Below are 16,574 nucleotides of genomic sequence, written 5' to 3'. Positions count from 1 at the left end.
CCGGATCCGTCGGAACCTGCTGACCTGGAGGTCCACCGCGAGCCCCGAACCATCCTCAGCCGAGACGCCTCGCCTCGCCGGTGGGCCGTCTCGCTCCGCGCATCCCGCTGCCGATCCGCCTCAACCGGGCGGATCGGAGCTTCCGCACCAGGGCCGCCGCCCCGCCGCAACGACGGACCCGCCGCCGACAGCCGAGACCCCGGCGGCGAGCGAGATCGCGCCGGCGAGCGAGAGCCCTGCGGTGAGAGACAGCACGGCGACGAGCCGTGGCCCGGCGGCGGGCGAGAGGCCGGCCCGAGCGGACGCACCGCAGCGTGACCAGCCGGATCGCTGGCTGCGGCGGCTCGGGCGGCAGGTCATGGTCTACCGCCGCAACGTCATCCTCGCGTTCGGCGCGGCGCTGCTCGGCACGCTCGTCACCGCCGCCGTCCCGCTGGTCGAGCGGCAGGTCATCGACAACGTCGTCGTCACCCACCGGCACTCGCTGACGCCGTACCTGGTCGTCCTGCTCGCCGCCGGTGTGGCCATTTTCGCCACCGCGTTCGTGCGGCGGTACGTGGGCGGCCGGCTGTCGCTCGACGTCCAGTACGATCTGCGTGACGAGGTTTTCAGCACCATCGAGCGGCTCGACGGGGCCCGGCAGGACCAGGTCCAGACCGGTCAGGTGGTCAGCCGGGCGATCTCGGACGTCGGCGCCATCCAGGGACTGCTGTCGTACCTGCCGATGGTCGCCGGCAACCTGGTGCTGTTCGTCGCCTCCCTGGTCGCGATGGCGTGGCTGTCGCCGCTGCTGACCCTCATCGCCCTCGCCATGGGGCCGGCGCTGTTCCTGCTCGGCTTCCGGGCGCGCAGGACCGTCTTCCCCGCCACCTGGGCGGCCCAGCAGCAGGCCGGCGAGGTCGCGGGGGCCGTCGAGGAGGCGGTCGCGGGCGTCCGGGTGGTGAAGGGCTTCGGGCAGGAGGACCGGGAGCTCGACCGGCTCGCCGGGCATGCCCGGACGCTGTTCGCGCTGCGGATGCGGGCCGTGAGGATCACCAGCCGGTTCGGTGCGGCGATGCAGGCCGTGCCCGCGCTCGGGCAGGTCGCCGTGCTGGCGCTCGGCGGCTGGCTGGCGCTGACCGACCGGATCACCCTCGGTACCTTCCTCGCCTTCAGCACCTACCTCGGGGCACTCATCGGCCCGACCCGCACGCTGGCCGGCCTGCTCACCGTCGGCCAGCAGGCCAAGGCCAGCACGGTGCGCATCTTCGAGATCATCGACTCCCACCCGGCGATCACCGACGCGCCGGACGCCACCGTCCTCGACACCGCCCGCGGGCTGATCGAGCTGGACGGGGTGACCTTCGGCTACCAGCCGTCGCGGCCGGTGCTGCGCGACATCAGCCTGCGCATCTCCCCGGGCGAGACGGTGGCCCTCGTCGGCACCTCCGGCTCCGGCAAGTCGACGATCTCCCAGCTCCTGCCCCGCTTCTACGACCCGCAGGCCGGCACGGTCCGCCTCGACGGCCACGACGTCCGCACGCTGACGCTGGCCTCGCTGCGCGCCCAGATCGGGGTGGTGTTCGAGGACAGCTTCCTGTTCTCCGACACGGTTCGGTCGAACATCTCCTACGGCCGGCCGGACGCCACCGACGACCAGATCGTCGCCGCGGCGCAGGCGGCGCAGGCCGACGGCTTCATCCGCGACCTGCCGAACGGCTACGACACCGTCGTCGGCGAGCAGGGCCTGACCCTCTCCGGCGGGCAGCGCCAGCGGGTCGCGCTCGCCCGCGCCCTGCTGTCCGACCCGCGGGTGCTGCTGCTCGACGACGCCACCTCCGCGATCGACGCCCGCATCGAGGCCGCGATCCACGCCACGCTGCGCGAGGTCATGCGCGGACGGACCACCCTGCTCATCGCGCATCGCCGCTCCACCCTGCACCTCGCCGACCGGATCGCGGTACTCGACGCCGGCCGGATCGTCGACGTCGGCACCGAGGACGAGCTGGCCGCCCGCAGCCCGCTGTTCCGCCGCCTGCTCGCCGGCCCCGGCGACACCCTCGCCGAGGACGCCGAGGAAGACCAGGAAGAGCAGCTCGTCCAGCCGCCCGGCTTGGTGGTGACGGAAGACACCGGCAGGCCGCCGTCCGGCCGGGCGTTCGGCGCGGCGCCGTCGGGCTCGGGCTTCGGGGCGGCGCCGTCGGGGCGTGGGTTCGGCTCCGTTCCGGGGGGACGCGGGTTCGGCGGGGGACGATCGGGACGGGTGCTCAGCGGGGGCGGGGCGTTCGGGGACGTGCCGGCGACGCCGGAGCTGCTCGCCAGGGTCGACGCCCTGCCGCCGGCCCGCGACGACCCGCGGGTCGACCAGGCCGCCGCCGCGGCGCCCGACCCGGACTTCACGCTGCGCCGGCTGCTGTCCTGGGTGCGCGTCCCGCTCGTGGTGGGGCTGCTGCTGGTCGCCCTCGACGCCGTCGCCGGCCTCACCGTGCCGGCGCTGGTGCGCCACGCGGTCGACGCGGGCGTGAGCGCGCAGGCGCGCGGTGTTCTGTTCGCCACCGCGGGCGTCGCGCTCGCCGTCACCCTCGCCGACTGGCTCGTCCAGATCTGGCAGACCCGGGTCACCGGCCGAATGGGCGAGCGGCTGCTCTACGTGCTGCGGGTCAAGACGTTCGCGCAGTTGCAGCGACTCGGGCTCGACTACTACGAGCGCGAACTGGCCGGGCGGATCATGACCCGGATGACGACCGACGTCGACGCCCTGTCGACGTTCCTGCAGACCGGCCTGGTCACCGCGATCGTCAGCCTGCTGTCCTTCTTCGGCGTGCTGATCGCGCTGCTGCTGCTCGACGCCCAGCTCGCCCTCGTGGTCATCGCCGTGCTGCCGGTGCTGATCGCGGTGACGGTGGTGTTCCGGCGCCGCTCGTCGGCCGCCTACACCGAGTCCCGGGAGCGGGTCAGCGCCGTCAACGCCTCCCTGCAGGAGAACCTGACGGGGCTGCGCGTCGCGCAGGCGTTCGGACGGGAGCGGGTCAACCAGGAGCGGTTCCGCGGGCTCGCCGACTCCTACCGACGTTCGCGGATGCGGGCACAACGGATGATCGCCCTGTACTTCCCCTTCGTGGAGTTCCTCTCCCGGATCGCGGGCGCCCTCGTGCTGGGCATCGGCGCGCATCTCGCCGTGCACGGATCGCTTTCGGCGGGTGCGTTGCTCGCCTTTCTGCTGTACGTCAACCTGTTCTTCTCACCGGTGCAGCAGCTTTCCCAGGTGTTCGACGGCTACCAGCAGGCGATGGTCGGCCTGCGCCGGCTGTCCGACCTGCTGCGCACCCCGACGTCGACGCCGCCGGCCGAGCACCCCCGCCCGGTCGGCCGCCTGTCCGGCGAGGTGGTGCTGGACGACGTCCACTTCGCCTACACCATCGCCGGTGGCGCGGCGGGCACCGGGGGCGCTGGTGGCGCGGCGGGTGCGGCCGGTGCGGCCGGCACGCAGCGCCCGGCGGGGAACGCCGTCGACGGGGTGAGCCTGCGCATCGCCCCCGGCGAGACCGTCGCGTTCGTCGGTGAGACGGGCGCGGGCAAGTCCACCGTGGTCAAGCTCATCGCCCGGTACTACGACGTCACCGGCGGGGCGATCCGGATCGACGGCGTCGACCTGCGTGAGTTCGACCTGTCGGCCTACCGCCGCCGGCTCGGTGTCGTCCCGCAGGAGCCGTTCGTGTTCTCCGGCACGATCCGCGACGCCATCGCCTACGCCCGGCCCGACGCCGCCGACGACGAGGTGCGGGCCGCGGCCCGCGCGGTCGGCGCCGACACTTTCATCGACACCCTGCCCGACGGCTACGACCATCCCGTCGGCGAGCGGGGGCGTGGACTGTCCGCCGGGCAGCGCCAGCTCCTGGCGCTCGCCCGCGCCGAGCTCGCCGACCCCGACATCCTGCTGTTCGACGAGGCGACCGCCGCCCTGGACCTCGCCACCGAGGCGGCGGTCACCGCCGCCGCCGAGGCGGTCACCACCCGGCGGACCACGATCGTCATCGCCCACCGGCTCACCACCGCCGCCCGCGCCGACCGGGTGGTGGTGATGGCCGACGGCCGCGTCGCCGAGCAGGGGACGCACGCCGAGCTCCTCCACGCCGGCGGCCCCTACGCCCGCCTGTGGGCGGCCTTCACCGCCGACGCCGCACCGCCCGACGCCGGGCCGTCGGGGGCTGGCCGCCAGATCGGCGAGGCGCCGACGGAGTCCGGAATGGCGGACCATTCCGTAATGTCATGATTCGATCCCCCGCCGGTGGGGATGTTCTCTGCAGGGATGGACGAATGTCCGCCGGTTACCCTGCCGGTCCCGCCGATGCGGCCGGGACGGCGACGTCCATCGGAGGAGGGGACTCATGACCACGTACGGTCTGGTCGTTGACGTCGCATGGCCGGAGCTGCCCCGCGGGATCGCGGGCCCGGACGAGCTCGCCGATCAGCTCGACGCCAGCCTGGGGGACCGGGCGGGGATCACCTCCGTCGACCAGCATGGTCTCGCCGTGCGGGTCTACCACCCGCAGGAGGTCGAGGCGCTCGCCGCCGACCTGGCCGACAGGCTGTCCGTCATCGGCATGTCCGACCGCACCTACCTGTCGTGGCGCGACGACCTGGGCGTGCACCGACGCTCGGTGACCGGGCGGCGGATGGCCACGACCGGCCGCCGGGTCGCCTGAGCCGCTGGATGCCCTGAGCTGCTGGACGCCCTGAGCCGTCAGCGGTCAGCGGCCAAGGGGGTTGGCTGGCAGGGATCGCCTTGCGGTTCTGCGCCCCTACCGGCCGCCACGCCCTTCGTATCTTTCTGTAATGAGTTGTGCACGGAATCGTGCCGAGGTGTAATGCCGGTTTCTGGCCGAAAAACCGTACCGAAGCCTCGGCACGATCTGGCCGCAATCTGGCCGGGAATCCTGCTGGGGACAGGCGGTAGTGGCTGGAGTCATGGGGTTGCCGGTCAGAGTCGACATTTGACTACTCGGCATCACGAGGCGGGTGGGAATCGCTCGGTGAGGCGTCCTGACCTGGTCGATTCCGTGCCCGCGCGGGGGCGCTGGCCAGCGGCCGCTGACGGACCGGCGTGGCTGACGGACCGGCGTGGCTGACGGACCGGCTAGGACCGCGATGGGTGCCCGCCTGGCGCGCCGGCCACCCGCTGCTCGTCGTCGCCGGTGCCGCTGCTGCCGCTGCCACCGGTGCCGGCGGGCCGGTCGAGGGTCGCACGGGCGATCGCGGTGCCGTAGCGGACCGCGCCGGGGGAGGGCACCGGGCAGGCGGTCATCGGCGGCTGGACCAACGGGCAGAAGTGGGTGCCGTCCGGGCTGCGTACCGTGACCATCCCGCCGGGGCCGCAGGTCTCCCCGGCGATGCACGGCAGCGTCGTGGTGAAGCGTCCGCCGGCGGTGATCGCCCGGCCGGCGGGGGCGACGCGGGTGTGCTGGTGGGTCGCGGCGATCTGCCGCCACACCCGGTCCAGCGGGGTGAGCCCGGCGGCGTCGACCGGCTGGTCGCGCCGGGGCGGGGCGTCGACGAGGACGACCTCGGCGCCCCGGCCGGTCAGCAGCTCGACCGCCCGGGTGACGTCCTCCCGGTAGGCGGTCACCAGGTCACGTCCCTGCATGCACGCCGTGCCCTGGTTACCGGAGAAGGCCAGCGCGGCCACGGTCGGCCGCCAGCGTCGGGCCTGGTCGTGGATGTCGGTCAGCCAGTCGCAGGCGGCGGTGCCACCCCAGGTGCGCACCAGGACCTGGCTGTGACCGTCGGCGCGCACCGTCCGGCTGAACGACGCACCCGCCTCCCAGGCCAACGAGTCGCCCCACATCGCCACCCGCGGGTGGTCGTGCGAGGTGCGGTTGACGGCCACCGCTCCCGTCACGAGCACGACCGCGACCACGAACAACCAGCCGATCGGGCCCAGCCGTCCGATCCGCACGCTGCGCCCTTCCTCGACGCGCCCCACCCGCGGCGCTCTCCCGGCATCGCTCGCCCGCCCGACGCTCGCCCGCCCGACGCCCGCCCGCCCGACGCCCGCCGGCCCGACGTCCGTCCGCCCCGATGCCAACCAGCCCCGGGCGGCAGGCGCACAACCCATGCCGGGCGGGCATCGACCGGCATCCCTCCATGGTGCCTACCGGTCGGTGCGGTCGAGGTGCTACCCGCACATCTACCGACCCGTTGGGTGTGCTCTGGGTGGCACGTGGGTGGCGTGGGCTGCGGTCGGGCCCCGGGAGGCGCCGGTGGCCGTCACCACTCGCCTGCGGCGCGCAACCGGTGCGGCCGGCCGTCGGGGTCGTAGATCGAGTGGTAGAGCGGAGCTGACCAGGCCCGGCGCAACCGGCTCAGCCGGGCCGGGCGGTGCGGACGGACCCGCCCCGGCGGCCGATCCCCGACCCGCCCGCCGGCATGCCAGGCGGCCAGGTCCTCGGCGCGGGCACGGAACGCCGCGAAGCCGGTCTCCGGGTCGAGCAGCTCGTCGTCCGGGCCCGCCCAGTCGAGGTGCTCGCGCCACAGCCGCAGCCGCAGGTCCCGGGCGAACACCCGGGCGCCGTCGCCCAGACCGGCCGGGTCGCGCGGCTCGCGCGGGTCCAGCGTGTCATCGATCGTCGCGACGGCCAGCTCGCTGTCGTGCGTCCACGACCGGCGGTTGAGGTTGTCCGACCCCACCGAGGCCCACACGTCGTCGACCGTCACCGCCTTGGCATGCACGTACACGGGGGTGCCGGCGTGGTTCTCGACGTCGTACACCCCGACCCGGTCGCCGCCCGCCGCCCGGCACAGCTCCAGCGCCTGCTCCCGGCCGACCAGGTTCGGCGGCAGCGAGAACCGCCCGCCCTGGGTGGGATGGCGCGGCACCACGATGATCAGATGAAGCTCCGGGGAGCGGCGCAGCGCGTCGGCGAACAGCCGGGCGACCTCGGCGGACCACATGTACTGGTCCTCCAGGTAGATCAGCCGGCGGGCGCGGCGGAGCACCTTCTGGTAGGCGCGGGCGATCGAGCGTTCGCCCGCGCGGGCGAACGGGTACGCCGGGCGCAGCTTGCGGGGGTAGGTCCGCAGGATCTGGACGTTGTGCGGGCCGGCCGCCGGCGGATCGGGCTGCTGGGGCGGCAGCTCGTCGGTCCGGGTCGCCACCGGGCGGATCCGGTAGAACAGCCGCCGCAGCGGGTTCGGGTTGTCCAGGCTCGACGGGTCGTCCCACCGCTCGCGGAAGGTGTGCTCCAGATCGCCGACGGCCGGGCCGCGCACCTCCACCTGGATGTCGTGCCAGGGCGGGGCGTCGCCGTACGGGGCGGCCATCGGCTGGCTCTGCGGGTCGCCCGCGTGGGCCGCGTCGTCGCGCCGGTTGTAGCACAGGTCGATCCCGCCGGCGAAGGCCACACCGGCCGCCGGATCGCCGGCGGGACGCGCGACGACCAGCTTCTGGTGGTGGGAGCCGCCGCGGCGCACCCGCTGATCCAGCACGACCCGAGCCCCGGAGCTGGTGAGCTGCTCAGCGAGCAGCCGGTTCGGTTTCGAGCTGAACGACAGCAGCTCCAGGTGGGACCGCCACATCAGGCCGCGGACCGCCACCCCGCGCCGGGCCGCCCGGCCCAGCACCTCGCCGACCTCGGAGCCGGCGCCGTCCAGGCGCTGGTCGAGGTCCCCGCGCCAGTCGGTGAACAGCAGCAGGTCGCCGTCGCCGAGTCCCTCGACGGTCTCCAGCAGGCGGGTGAAGTAGTCCCGGCCGTGCACGAGCGGCACGACGAGGTTGCCGGTGGTCCACGGCCGGCCGTCGGGATGGCGCCGGTCGAGGTCGGTGCTCGGATTCCCGCGCTCCTCGGTGGTCAGGAACCAGACGGCGAGCACCGCCGTGCCGTCCGACCCGACGGCGGCCGTCCCACCGTCCGGCTCGGGGGCCGGCGGGGCAGCCGGCGTCGGCTGCGACGGCAGGGTCCGCGGCGCCGGCGGGGCAGCCGAAACCGGTAACACGCCCGGTGCCGTGGCCCTCCCATCACTTTCCGCTGTCACGTCGCTCGCCACCGCGTCGCTCGCCACCGCGTCGCTCGCCACCGCGTCGTTCGTCACCACGTCGTTCGTCACCACGTCGTTCGTCACCACGTCGTTCGCCCCCACCGTGGACGCATCTCCCGCCTGTGCCATGGATCCGTTCACCGATCCTTCCCTCGGGATGCAACCGCCATTCCCGGCGAGTCGCCCGATTCCTCGTCAGCCGTCAGCTGGGTGCGGCCGTCCGCCGCGTCCTGCTCGCCGCCGTCCGCCGTCAGATCCGCGCGCCCTTGGAACGGTTACACCGCCGACACAGCAGCTGCAGGTTGTTGACGCTGGACGCGCCGCCGCGGCTGAACGGGATCACGTGGTCGAACTCCAGGTGTTCGCCGCCCCCGCACTCGACGCACNCCCCGCCGTCGCGCCGCCACACCTCCGCCTTCACCGCCTGCGGGATCGCCCGGCTCGCCCGGCTGCCCGGCGCGATGACCTGCCGTCGGGCGACCCGCAGGATCCCGGCCAGCACCGCGGCGACGTACTGCGGGTCGTCCACGAGGTAGCTGCCCGAGCCACGGGTGGTGGTAGCGGCGATGTCGACGCACCCGCCCCGCGCCTCCACCTCGACGATCTTCGACAGGCCGAGTTCGGCGCCCCGCCCGGTCTCACCGAGGAAGCGCAGCTTGCGGTTGGTGGCGAGCAGCCGACCCGGGGCGTGGCGGGGGCCGGCCGCGGCCTGCTGGACCAGGGTGGCCGGCGCGTCGAGGTGCACGATCTCGTCGAGGTCGAGGTGCAGGGAACCCGCGGGCAGCCGGGGCAGCTCGCCGGCGCCGATCCGGGTCAGCTCCAGGCCTCGGGCGAGGCGTTGGCGCAGGGCGTCGAGCTCTGGGCCGGCCAGGTGCAGGCGCGTGGCGGCCGCCTCGATGCGGTCGACCTCGTCCGGCTCGATCACCCCGTCGGTGAACGCGAACGCCGTCAGCCGTTCCAGGTGTGCCTGCCCGACCGCCTGGACGATCTCCCAGCCCGCCGACTCCGGAATCCGCTGGTAGCGCAGGTCGGCCCACAGCGGTTCGAGGTCGGCGCCGGTCGGGTCGTCCCGCGTCAGCGACGACACCACGCGGGCCCGCCAGTCCCACAGGTACGCCCGGATCGCCTGCGCACACTCCTCGCAGGCCGGCGGGCCGCCGAGCAGCCGCCACCGCTTGCGGGCGCCGCACCGTCCGCAGCTCGTGTCCGACTCCGTGAGGATCGGCGTGGGCGGACCCTGCCAGCGGTCCCCGTCCCACCAGCGCATGTGGTCCGGGCGCACCGGATCGGGATACCAGTCCGCCCGGATCCGCCGCGCCGGACGCGGCGAGCGGCTTCGCGGCACCTCGGCCTGCGCCGCGGCCTCTTCGTCGGTGCGGGCCTCGCGTTCCTCCCCGGCAGTGACAGCGTCCTCGGCGCCGACCCCGGCCTCGCTGGCTGAGCGGGTATCCGCGTCGACCTCGGGCAGCACCCGGGTGGGCTCCACACCGGTCGGCTCGTGACCGGTCGGCTCGTGACCGGCCGCATCGTCACCGGCCGGACCGCTGCTGGTGACGTCGGCGCTGGTCGGGTGGGCGCTGGTCGGGTGAGTGCTGGTCGGGGCGTCGCCGTCGGGGTCGTCGGTGGGGATGTCGGCGCGGACGTTGATGCCGAAGCCGCGGGCCAGGCCGGCGAGGCCGCTGTCCCAGCCCTGGGCGACGGCGCGGAACCGCCAGCCACCCGCCCGGCGGTAGAGCTCCCCGAATACCAGCGCGGTGACCGGCCCGTCGGGTTCCGCGACGAACCGGGCCACCGGCCGGCCCGCCCGGTCGGTCAGCTCGACGGCGAGGTCGGCGAGGTCGGCGAAGGTCCCCGAGTCGAGGGATCCGGCGATCACGATCCGGCTCACCGCCGGCTCCACCCGGGGCAGCGTCACCACCAGGCCGGCCGTCCCGGGGCCCGCGGCCGTCAGGGTGACCGCGCCCGAGGGGTGACTCGGCGCGTTGAAGAACACGAAGTCGGCGTCGGAGCGAACCCGCTCCCGCTCGGTGACGAGGACGGCGCAGACGTCCACCATCCGGCCCGGCGCCCAGCCGACCGCGACGCGTAGCACCCCGGCGGGAACGGGTGCGTTGGCGCCCTTCTGCAGGGTCGGGGCCAGGGTCATGGGGCCTTTCGCGGGTCGGGGCGGCGACGACCGCCCGCCACCGGCGGGTGGCCGTCGACACGTCTGCGTGGAAGGAATGTATGCCGATCGGCCCGCACGGCGGTCGGTCCTGACATATCGGGCCGCCGGCCGGGGCGCGCTGGGGGCGCGGCGGCACGTGTGGCAGAGTTTGGCGTCATGACGCGGTCCGTCACGACGCGCGGGTCCATCGTGGGACGCCGCGCCGCCCGCACGGCGGTGGCGCTGAGTGCCACGGCGGGCCTCACCTACGGCCTGCCCTCGCTGGCGACCCTGCGCCGACTGCGGCTGCGGGTCACCCCGACGCTCGCCGGGGTCGGCGCCGACGACCACGTCGCGCTCACCTTCGACGACGGGCCCGACCCCGCCTCGACCCCGCAGTTCCTCGACGTGCTCGCCGAACTCGACGTCCGCTCGACGTTCTTCGTCCTCGGCAGCCTGCTGGAGCGCTCGCCGAGTCTGGCCCGGGAGATGGTCGCCGCCGGTCACGAGCTCGCCGTGCACGGCTGGGACCACCGCCCGATGCTGCTGCGCGGCCCGCGGTCGACCCGTGACCAGCTCGTGCGCACCCGCGACCTGGTCGCCGAGGTCACCGGGCGCACCCCGCGCTTCGTCCGGCCGCCGCACGGCATCCTCTCCGCCGGACTGCTCGTCGCCGCCCGCGACCTGGAACTGACGCCGGTGCTGTGGTCGGCGTGGGGTCGGGACTGGACGGCGCAGGCGACCCCGCGCAGCGTCCTGGACACCCTCGCGCCCGACCTGCGCGGCGGGGCCACCGTGCTGCTGCACGACTGCGACTGCACGTCGGCGCCCGGTGCCTGGCGCAGCGCGCTCGGCGCCCTGCCGGAGATCNCCGCCCGGTGCGAGGACGCCGGCCTGCGCCTCGGCCCCCTCGCCGAGCACGGCCTGCGGGGCCGCTGACCGGCCTTCGCTGACCAGCCTTCGCTGACCGGCCTCTACCAGGCGCGGACGAGCTCGCGTCCCGCCCCGGCGTCCGGCCAGAACGACGGGGCCGCCCCGTCGAGCAGCTCACGGACCGACCGGCCGAGCGCGCCCAACGCGGCGAAGGCGAGCGCGCCACCGGTCGAGATCCGCGCGGCGCCGAGCTCGGCGAGCTCCGCCACGCCCGGCCCGCCCGGCATCAGCAGGACGTTGACCGGCCGGTCCAGCTCCGCCAGCAGGCTGCGGATGTCCGCCGCGCGACGCAGCCCCGGGGCGTAGAGGACGTCCGCGCCGGCCTGCTGGTAGCGCTGCAACCGGTCGATCGTGTCGGCGAGGTCGTCCCGGCCGTGCAGATGGTTCTCGGCGCGGGCGGTGAGCACGAGCCGCCCGGCCGCCGCCTCGACCGCGGCGGCGATCCGCTCGGTGGCCAGACCAACCTCGTGGATCGAGCCCTGCGGGTCGCCGGTGAAGTCCTCGATCGAGCATCCGGCGAGCCCCGCGTCCACCGCCGCCCGCACCGTCGCCGCGACGTCGGCCGGCTCGGCGCCGTAGCCGTTCTCCAGATCGGCGGAGACCGGCACCTCCACGGCGGCCGCGAGCGCGGCGGCGTGCCCGAGCGCCTCGTCGCGGGTCACCGACCGGTCGGGCCGGCCGAGCGTGCCGGCGAACCCGCTGCTCGTCGTCCCCACCGCCAGGCAGCCGACCGCGGCGAGCACCCGCGCCGTCCCCGCGTCCCAGGCATTCGGCATGATCAGCGGCGCCCCGGGGTGGTGCAGCCCGCGGAACCGCTCGGTCCGCGCGGCGGTGGTCGAGGCCGTCACGGCGCCGCCACCGCTCGCACCGTGGCCCGCCCTCGGGCGGACCGGACGGCGAGGAATCCCTGCCCGGTAAAGCTCATCACAGGGTGCAGCGTAGGACACCGAGACTCGTGCGGAGGACCGTCCGCCCCAGAGGGCCGCTTCGACGCTGCCCCTCAGACCTCGGGGTAGAGGGAGTAGCTGGGGAAGTTGCCGACGAGGCGCTCGTCGGGGTCGGGTCCGACGGTGACGGCCCGGGCGAGGTGGGCGCCGCCGACGAATGCGCCCTTCCAGGACGCGCCACGCCCGCCGAACGGCTCGTCGCGGTCGCCGCGCGAACGCGGCTTGTTGACGCCGACCTTGAACGCCTGCAGCTCCCCGGCGAGCCGGCGGGCGTAGGACTCGTCGTCGCAGGCCAGGGAGGCGACCAGCGCGCCGTTGGAGGCGTTCATGGCCGCCAGCAGCTCGGCCTCGGAGTCGACGACGACGATCGTGTCGACCGGCCCGAACGGCTCGGCGTGGCGCAGCGCGCTGGAGGCGGGCGGGTGCAGGATCGCCACCGGCGGGACGTAGGCGGAGGTGTCCTGCCCGGAGATGAACCGGCCGTCGGCGATGTCGCCGCGGTAGAGCGGCACGCCGCCCTTCGTGATCGCCTCGTCGATCTTCGCGGCGAGTTCCGTGGCCTTGTCGGCGGTGATGACCGGACCGTAGTCCAGCTCGGGCAGCGGGTCGGCGTCGTCGGCGACGGCCAGCGGATGGCCGAACCGGACCCCCGAGACCACCGGCAGGTACATCGCGAGGAAGCGGTCGAACAACTGGCGCTGGACGACGTAGCGCGGGTAGGCGGTGCAGCGCTGCTTGCCGTACTCGAAGCCCTTGCGCAGGTGGGCGGCGAGGGTGTCCCACTGGGAGAAGTCCCAGATGCCCCAGGCGTTGAGGCCCTCCTGCTCGAGGAAGTGGCGCTTTCCGGTGTCGACGAGGGCGGCGGCGACCTGCCCGCCGGCGGAGCGGCCGCCGACGAACGCCAGGCAGCCGATCTCCGGGGCACGCACCAGCGCCGAGGACAGCCGCGAACCCGATCCCGAGACCAGCGAGACCGGCAGGCCCTCCCGGCGGGCCAGGGCGCTGGCCAGCGTCAGGCAGGCGGCCCCGCCGTCGGTGGGGGTCTTCGCGATCGTGCCGTTGCCGGCGAGCATCTGGACCAGCATGGCGTGCATGAGCACGCTCATCGGGTAGTTCCAGCTCGCGATGTTGCTGACCGGGCCCGGCAGCGGGCTGCGGCCGGCGATCATGCCGTCGATCTCGTCGAGGTACCAGCGGACGCCGTCGAGGGCGCGGTCGACGTCGGTGAGGGCAAGGCGCCAGGGCTTGCCGATCTCCCAGACGAGCAGCAGCGCGAGCAGCTCGCGGTGGGCGTCCATCGCGTCGACCGCGGCGCGCACGCGGGCCTTGCGCTCGGCCAGCGCCACGTCGCGCCACTCCTTGTGGTCGTCGAGGGCGGCCCTGATCGCCTCCTGCGCCTCGTCCTGGCCCAGCATGGGCGGCCCGGCGATCGGCGAGCCGTCGACGGGGGAGTGGCTGTGCAGGGGATCGCCGGTGCGGCGCCACTCGCCGCCCCACAGGTTGCGCAGGCGGTCGGCGTCGAACGCCTCCGGGGCGAGCTCGTGGCATCGGGCGAACGCGTCGGACCAGGTCGTGCCCGGCTTGATGTGGAGTCGCGGCTGGGGAGTGCTGGTGGTCGCGGCCATACACATGAGATTGACGGTCAACGGCCAGATGCGCCACCAGTCGAGTGCCATATATCGCACATCCGATAATTCGATCGACCACAGATATCGGGGCCGACCGATTGACGGACGGTCAATTGACGAGACAAGCACTCATTAGGCGACCGGACGCGGATCGTCCGATTTGGCGCGACCTGGGCCCGTGTCCGGCAGTGGCGCCCGGTCGGGCGCCAACCCCCTGACCGGCCGAAACCGCTGCCGTTCCGGTGCCGAAGCCGGCGATCCGGGTGGGCGGAGACCGTCCACCGCGTACTATTTCCGGCATGTCGGATGCGTTAATGGGGGGAGACGCGGGCGTCACTCGGGCGCTGTCACGACCTCTGGTGTGTACTTCATCACGTAGAGTGGAAGGGTGTCCGAACCATCTTTCGTTCGCGTCCGCGTCGTCGCCCGGACGATTCGATCCTGATTCCCGGATGTGTGATGACGNCCAGTGTCATGCCGCCGTCGGCCGCTGAAGCCGACTCCGTCGAGGGCTCCGCACCGATCCGGGTCCTCGTTGTAGACGATCATGAGCTTTTTCTGCAGGGCCTGCAGACGGTCCTGGAGATCGAGGAGGACATCAGCGTCGTCGGCCGCGCCGGCGACGGACTGGAGGCGCTGACCCTGGCCTCCGGCACGTCGCCGGACATCGTGCTCATGGACGTCCGCATGCCCGGCCGGGACGGGATCGCCGCGGCCGGGGCGATCAAGCGGGCGGTGCCACGCACCCGGATCGTGATGCTCACCGTGTCGGACGAGGAGTCCGATCTGTTCGAGGCGATCAAGGCGGGTGCCGTCGGGNACCTGCTCAAGTCGATCCCGCCGCACGAGGTGGCCGACGCCGTTCGCGCCGTGCACAACGGGCAGAGCCTGATCAGCCCGTCGATGGCGTCGAAGCTGATGGTCGAGTTCGCCACGATGGCCCGCGGCACCGAGGACCGTCCCCGCGTGAACGCCCCGCACCTGACCGCCCGCGAACTCGAGGTGCTCAAGCTCGTCGCGGAGGGCCGCGCGAACCGGGAGATCGCCCGCAAGCTGTTCATCAGCGAGAACACGGTCAAGAACCACGTGCGCAACATCCTGGACAAGCTTCAGCTGCACTCGCGGATGGAGGCCGTCATGTACGCGGTGCGCCAGGGCCTGTTCGACATCGAGTGACCGCCCGGCCCCGGGAGCGGCACATGTCGATCCGAAAAAAGATCAACATGTGCTCTGACCTGGGGTGGGTGACGGGACTTGAACCCGCGACCACCGGGACCACAACCCGGTGCTCTACCAGCTGAGCTACACCCACCATGATCAATGACTACGCCTGGCGCGACCGATCGGGGCGCGCCGGCAATCCCTTGCCGGTACGGATCCCGAGTGTGCCGCCTGGGCGTCTCACCGAGCGAAGCCATCGTACCGGTCGAGGTCGCCTCGTGGGCAGGGGGGTCGCCGGTGACGTGGACATCACGTTGCGTTCGCGCGGTCCGGGGCGGTCGACGGGGTGTCCTCCACCGTGGCGCCGCCGGGCGGCGACGTCGGGGCGAGGGTGCCGGCGGGGAGCGCGGCGAGGATGGCGTTGGTCTGGGCGCGGACCTCGGCCGCGATCGTCCGTGCCTGCTCGGTGCCGGGGCCGGGCGGCGGCACGAACAGCGCCTGCCGGTAGTAGCGCAGCTCCTCGATGCTCTCCTGGATGTCGGCCAGCGCCCGGTGGCCGCCCCGCTTGACGGGCGCCGCGTAGTACGTCCGCACGTACCAACGCCGAGCCAGTTCCTTGATCGACGAGACGTCGATCATGCGGTAGTGGAGGTGGGCGTCCAGCGACGGCATGTGGCGGGCGAGGAAGGTGCGGTCGGTGGCGATCGAGTTGCCGCACAGCGGCGCCTTGCGTACCTCCGGCACGCGGGCGCGGACGTAGTCGAGGACCTGCGCCTGCGCGTCCGCCAGGGTCAGCGTGGAGGCGCGGACGGCGGCGGTCAGGCCGGAGCTCTGGTGCATCTCGCGCACGACGGGCACCATCGCCTCGAGCGCCTCGTCCGGCGCCGAGATGACCAGGTCGATGCCCTCGTCGAGGATGTTTAGCTCACTGTCCGTAACCAGGCAGGCCACTTCCAGCAGCAGATCCGACGCGGCATCCAGNCCCGTCATCTCGCAGTCGATCCACACCAGTCGATCCATCCCGTTGACACTAGGGTCTGCGGCTCGCAACGTCACGCGCACCCCCGGGAGGCGGACGGTGTGGTCGGGCGAACGGCGGCGGATGTCAGCCGGTCGCACCCGTCCCGTTACCCACGGTAAACGTTATGGAGATGTGATCGTTGGCCACCTGGGTCGGGATGGCGGTCAGGGTGTACTCCCCGTCCGGTACCTCGGTGGTCTTCCAGCCCCCGACGTGGGGGTTGAAAATGTAGGGCGGCTGGCTCAGATCCAGCCGGAACGGGGCGATGGGCCCGTTGAGCACGAATTCCAGCGGGCCGCTGTAACGGGTCGACACCACCCGGATGGCCCGGAAGCCGAAGATCCGCTCACCCGGGCGGATGCCGGCGAAGGCGAGCGGCGTGGTCGCCGGCTGCGAGGGGGCCACGGTGACGAGACGATCGGTGGCGGTGACGGCGACCGCCGAGTGCCGCGGTGGCTGGTTCTTGTCGTACCCGAAGACCAGGATCGGCATGAGTATCAGCGCCGCGAAGAACAGCGCCAAGCCGATCCAGCCTCGTCTGAGGGCGTCCACGTCGTCCGGGTCCCTCCGCCACGCCGCCCATGGGGGATCCGGTCACTCTAATGGGCCGGTTCGCGGTGCTGACCGGCGCCCTCGTCTCGGACCGGCGCCCTCGTCTCGGACGGGCGGGGGCGGGCGCGGTCAGCGGGTGCGCCGCCGGCGGCCGGGTGGCCTGCTTGGCGGGC

The 16,574-nt window shown here is 73.5% G+C and carries 9 protein-coding genes, 1 tRNA gene and 5 pseudogenes; 5 read left to right on the top strand and 10 right to left on the bottom strand.

What is annotated here, in order from left to right; all coding sequences use genetic code 11:
* Positions 1-241 precede the first annotated feature (241 nt).
* Positions 242-4,252 (top strand): ABC transporter ATP-binding protein, encoded by a 4,011-nt coding sequence (locus UK82_RS09585; protein ID WP_277912957.1) that lies wholly within the window; start codon positions 242-244, stop codon positions 4,250-4,252.
* Positions 4,253-4,367: 115 nt separating this feature from the next.
* On the top strand, positions 4,368-4,685 hold the full coding sequence (locus UK82_RS09580) for a hypothetical protein (RefSeq protein WP_044886733.1): 318 nt from the start codon (positions 4,368-4,370) through the stop codon (positions 4,683-4,685).
* 431 nt (positions 4,686-5,116) lie between these two features.
* On the opposite strand, the gene UK82_RS09575 is transcribed toward UK82_RS09580, so the two are convergent.
* From UK82_RS09575 to UK82_RS09565, 4 genes and pseudogenes are all read right to left on the bottom strand, one after another.
* A complete protein-coding gene (locus UK82_RS09575) occupies positions 5,117-5,935 on the bottom strand; it encodes a hypothetical protein (protein ID WP_082122087.1) in 819 nt (272 codons plus the stop codon).
* 311 nt (positions 5,936-6,246) lie between these two features.
* Positions 6,247-8,142, bottom strand: coding sequence for a phospholipase D family protein (locus UK82_RS09570; protein ID WP_396230505.1), 1,896 nt, complete (start codon positions 8,140-8,142; stop codon positions 6,247-6,249).
* Positions 8,143-8,263: 121 nt separating this feature from the next.
* Positions 8,264-8,399: pseudogene (locus tag UK82_RS36820) on the bottom strand (HNH endonuclease); the annotation flags it as partial.
* 1 nt (position 8,400) lies between these two features.
* On the bottom strand, positions 8,401-10,159 hold a 1,759-nt coding region (locus UK82_RS09565), incomplete at its 3' end, for a TerD family protein (RefSeq protein ID WP_236705715.1).
* A 177-nt stretch (positions 10,160-10,336) separates the two neighbouring features.
* Here UK82_RS09565 and UK82_RS09560 point away from each other — a divergent pair.
* Positions 10,337-11,029 (top strand): annotated as a pseudogene (locus tag UK82_RS09560) (polysaccharide deacetylase family protein); the annotation flags it as partial.
* Between the two features lie 104 nt (positions 11,030-11,133).
* Here the strand turns inward: UK82_RS09560 and UK82_RS09555 are convergent.
* Complete coding sequence (locus UK82_RS09555; protein WP_044886730.1) at positions 11,134-11,940, bottom strand: isocitrate lyase/phosphoenolpyruvate mutase family protein; 807 nt, start codon at positions 11,938-11,940, stop codon at positions 11,134-11,136.
* A gap of 152 nt (positions 11,941-12,092) precedes the next feature.
* Positions 12,093-13,664 carry an aldehyde dehydrogenase family protein gene (locus UK82_RS09550; RefSeq protein ID WP_055406933.1) on the bottom strand — a complete coding sequence of 524 codons (1,572 nt, stop codon included), beginning with the start codon at positions 13,662-13,664 and terminating at the stop codon, positions 12,093-12,095.
* Between the two features lie 469 nt (positions 13,665-14,133).
* Between UK82_RS09550 and UK82_RS36815 the strand changes: the two are divergent.
* Both UK82_RS36815 and UK82_RS36810 read left to right on the top strand, forming a co-directional pair.
* Positions 14,134-14,486: pseudogene (locus UK82_RS36815) on the top strand (response regulator transcription factor); the annotation flags it as partial.
* 1 nt (position 14,487) lies between these two features.
* The coding region (locus tag UK82_RS36810; RefSeq protein WP_236705714.1) for a response regulator transcription factor at positions 14,488-14,843 on the top strand (356 nt) is incomplete at its 5' end.
* A 60-nt stretch (positions 14,844-14,903) separates the two neighbouring features.
* Here UK82_RS36810 and UK82_RS09540 read toward each other — a convergent pair.
* The 4 genes and pseudogenes from UK82_RS09540 to UK82_RS09530 form a co-directional block, all read right to left on the bottom strand.
* Positions 14,904-14,979: transfer RNA gene (locus tag UK82_RS09540), tRNA-His, on the bottom strand.
* Between the two features lie 158 nt (positions 14,980-15,137).
* Positions 15,138-15,809 (bottom strand): annotated as a pseudogene (gene orn / locus UK82_RS09535) (oligoribonuclease); the annotation flags it as partial.
* A gap of 1 nt (position 15,810) precedes the next feature.
* A pseudogene (locus UK82_RS36805) lies at positions 15,811-15,890 on the bottom strand (oligoribonuclease); the annotation flags it as partial.
* Between the two features lie 43 nt (positions 15,891-15,933).
* Entirely contained in the window at positions 15,934-16,401 is a 468-nt protein-coding gene (locus UK82_RS09530; protein WP_044886728.1) for a hypothetical protein, read from the bottom strand.
* Between the last annotated feature and the right edge of the window lie 173 nt (positions 16,402-16,574).

The sequence above is a fragment of the Frankia sp. ACN1ag genome, from assembly GCF_001414035.1.
Classification (GTDB): domain Bacteria; phylum Actinomycetota; class Actinomycetes; order Frankiales; family Frankiaceae; genus Frankia; species Frankia torreyi.
This window is presented reverse-complemented; position numbering and strand designations above follow the sequence as displayed.

What these genes read in the sequence shown, in the direction of transcription:
- UK82_RS09550 (WP_055406933.1), bottom strand. Translation starts at nt 13,664, where the DNA reads ATGGCCGCGACCACCAGCACTCCCCAGCCGCGACTCCACATCAAGCCG.
- UK82_RS09580 (WP_044886733.1), top strand. Translation starts at nt 4,368, where the DNA reads ATGACCACGTACGGTCTGGTCGTTGACGTCGCATGGCCGGAGCTGCCC.
- UK82_RS09570 (WP_396230505.1), bottom strand. Translation starts at nt 8,142, where the DNA reads ATGGCACAGGCGGGAGATGCGTCCACGGTGGGGGCGAACGACGTGGTG.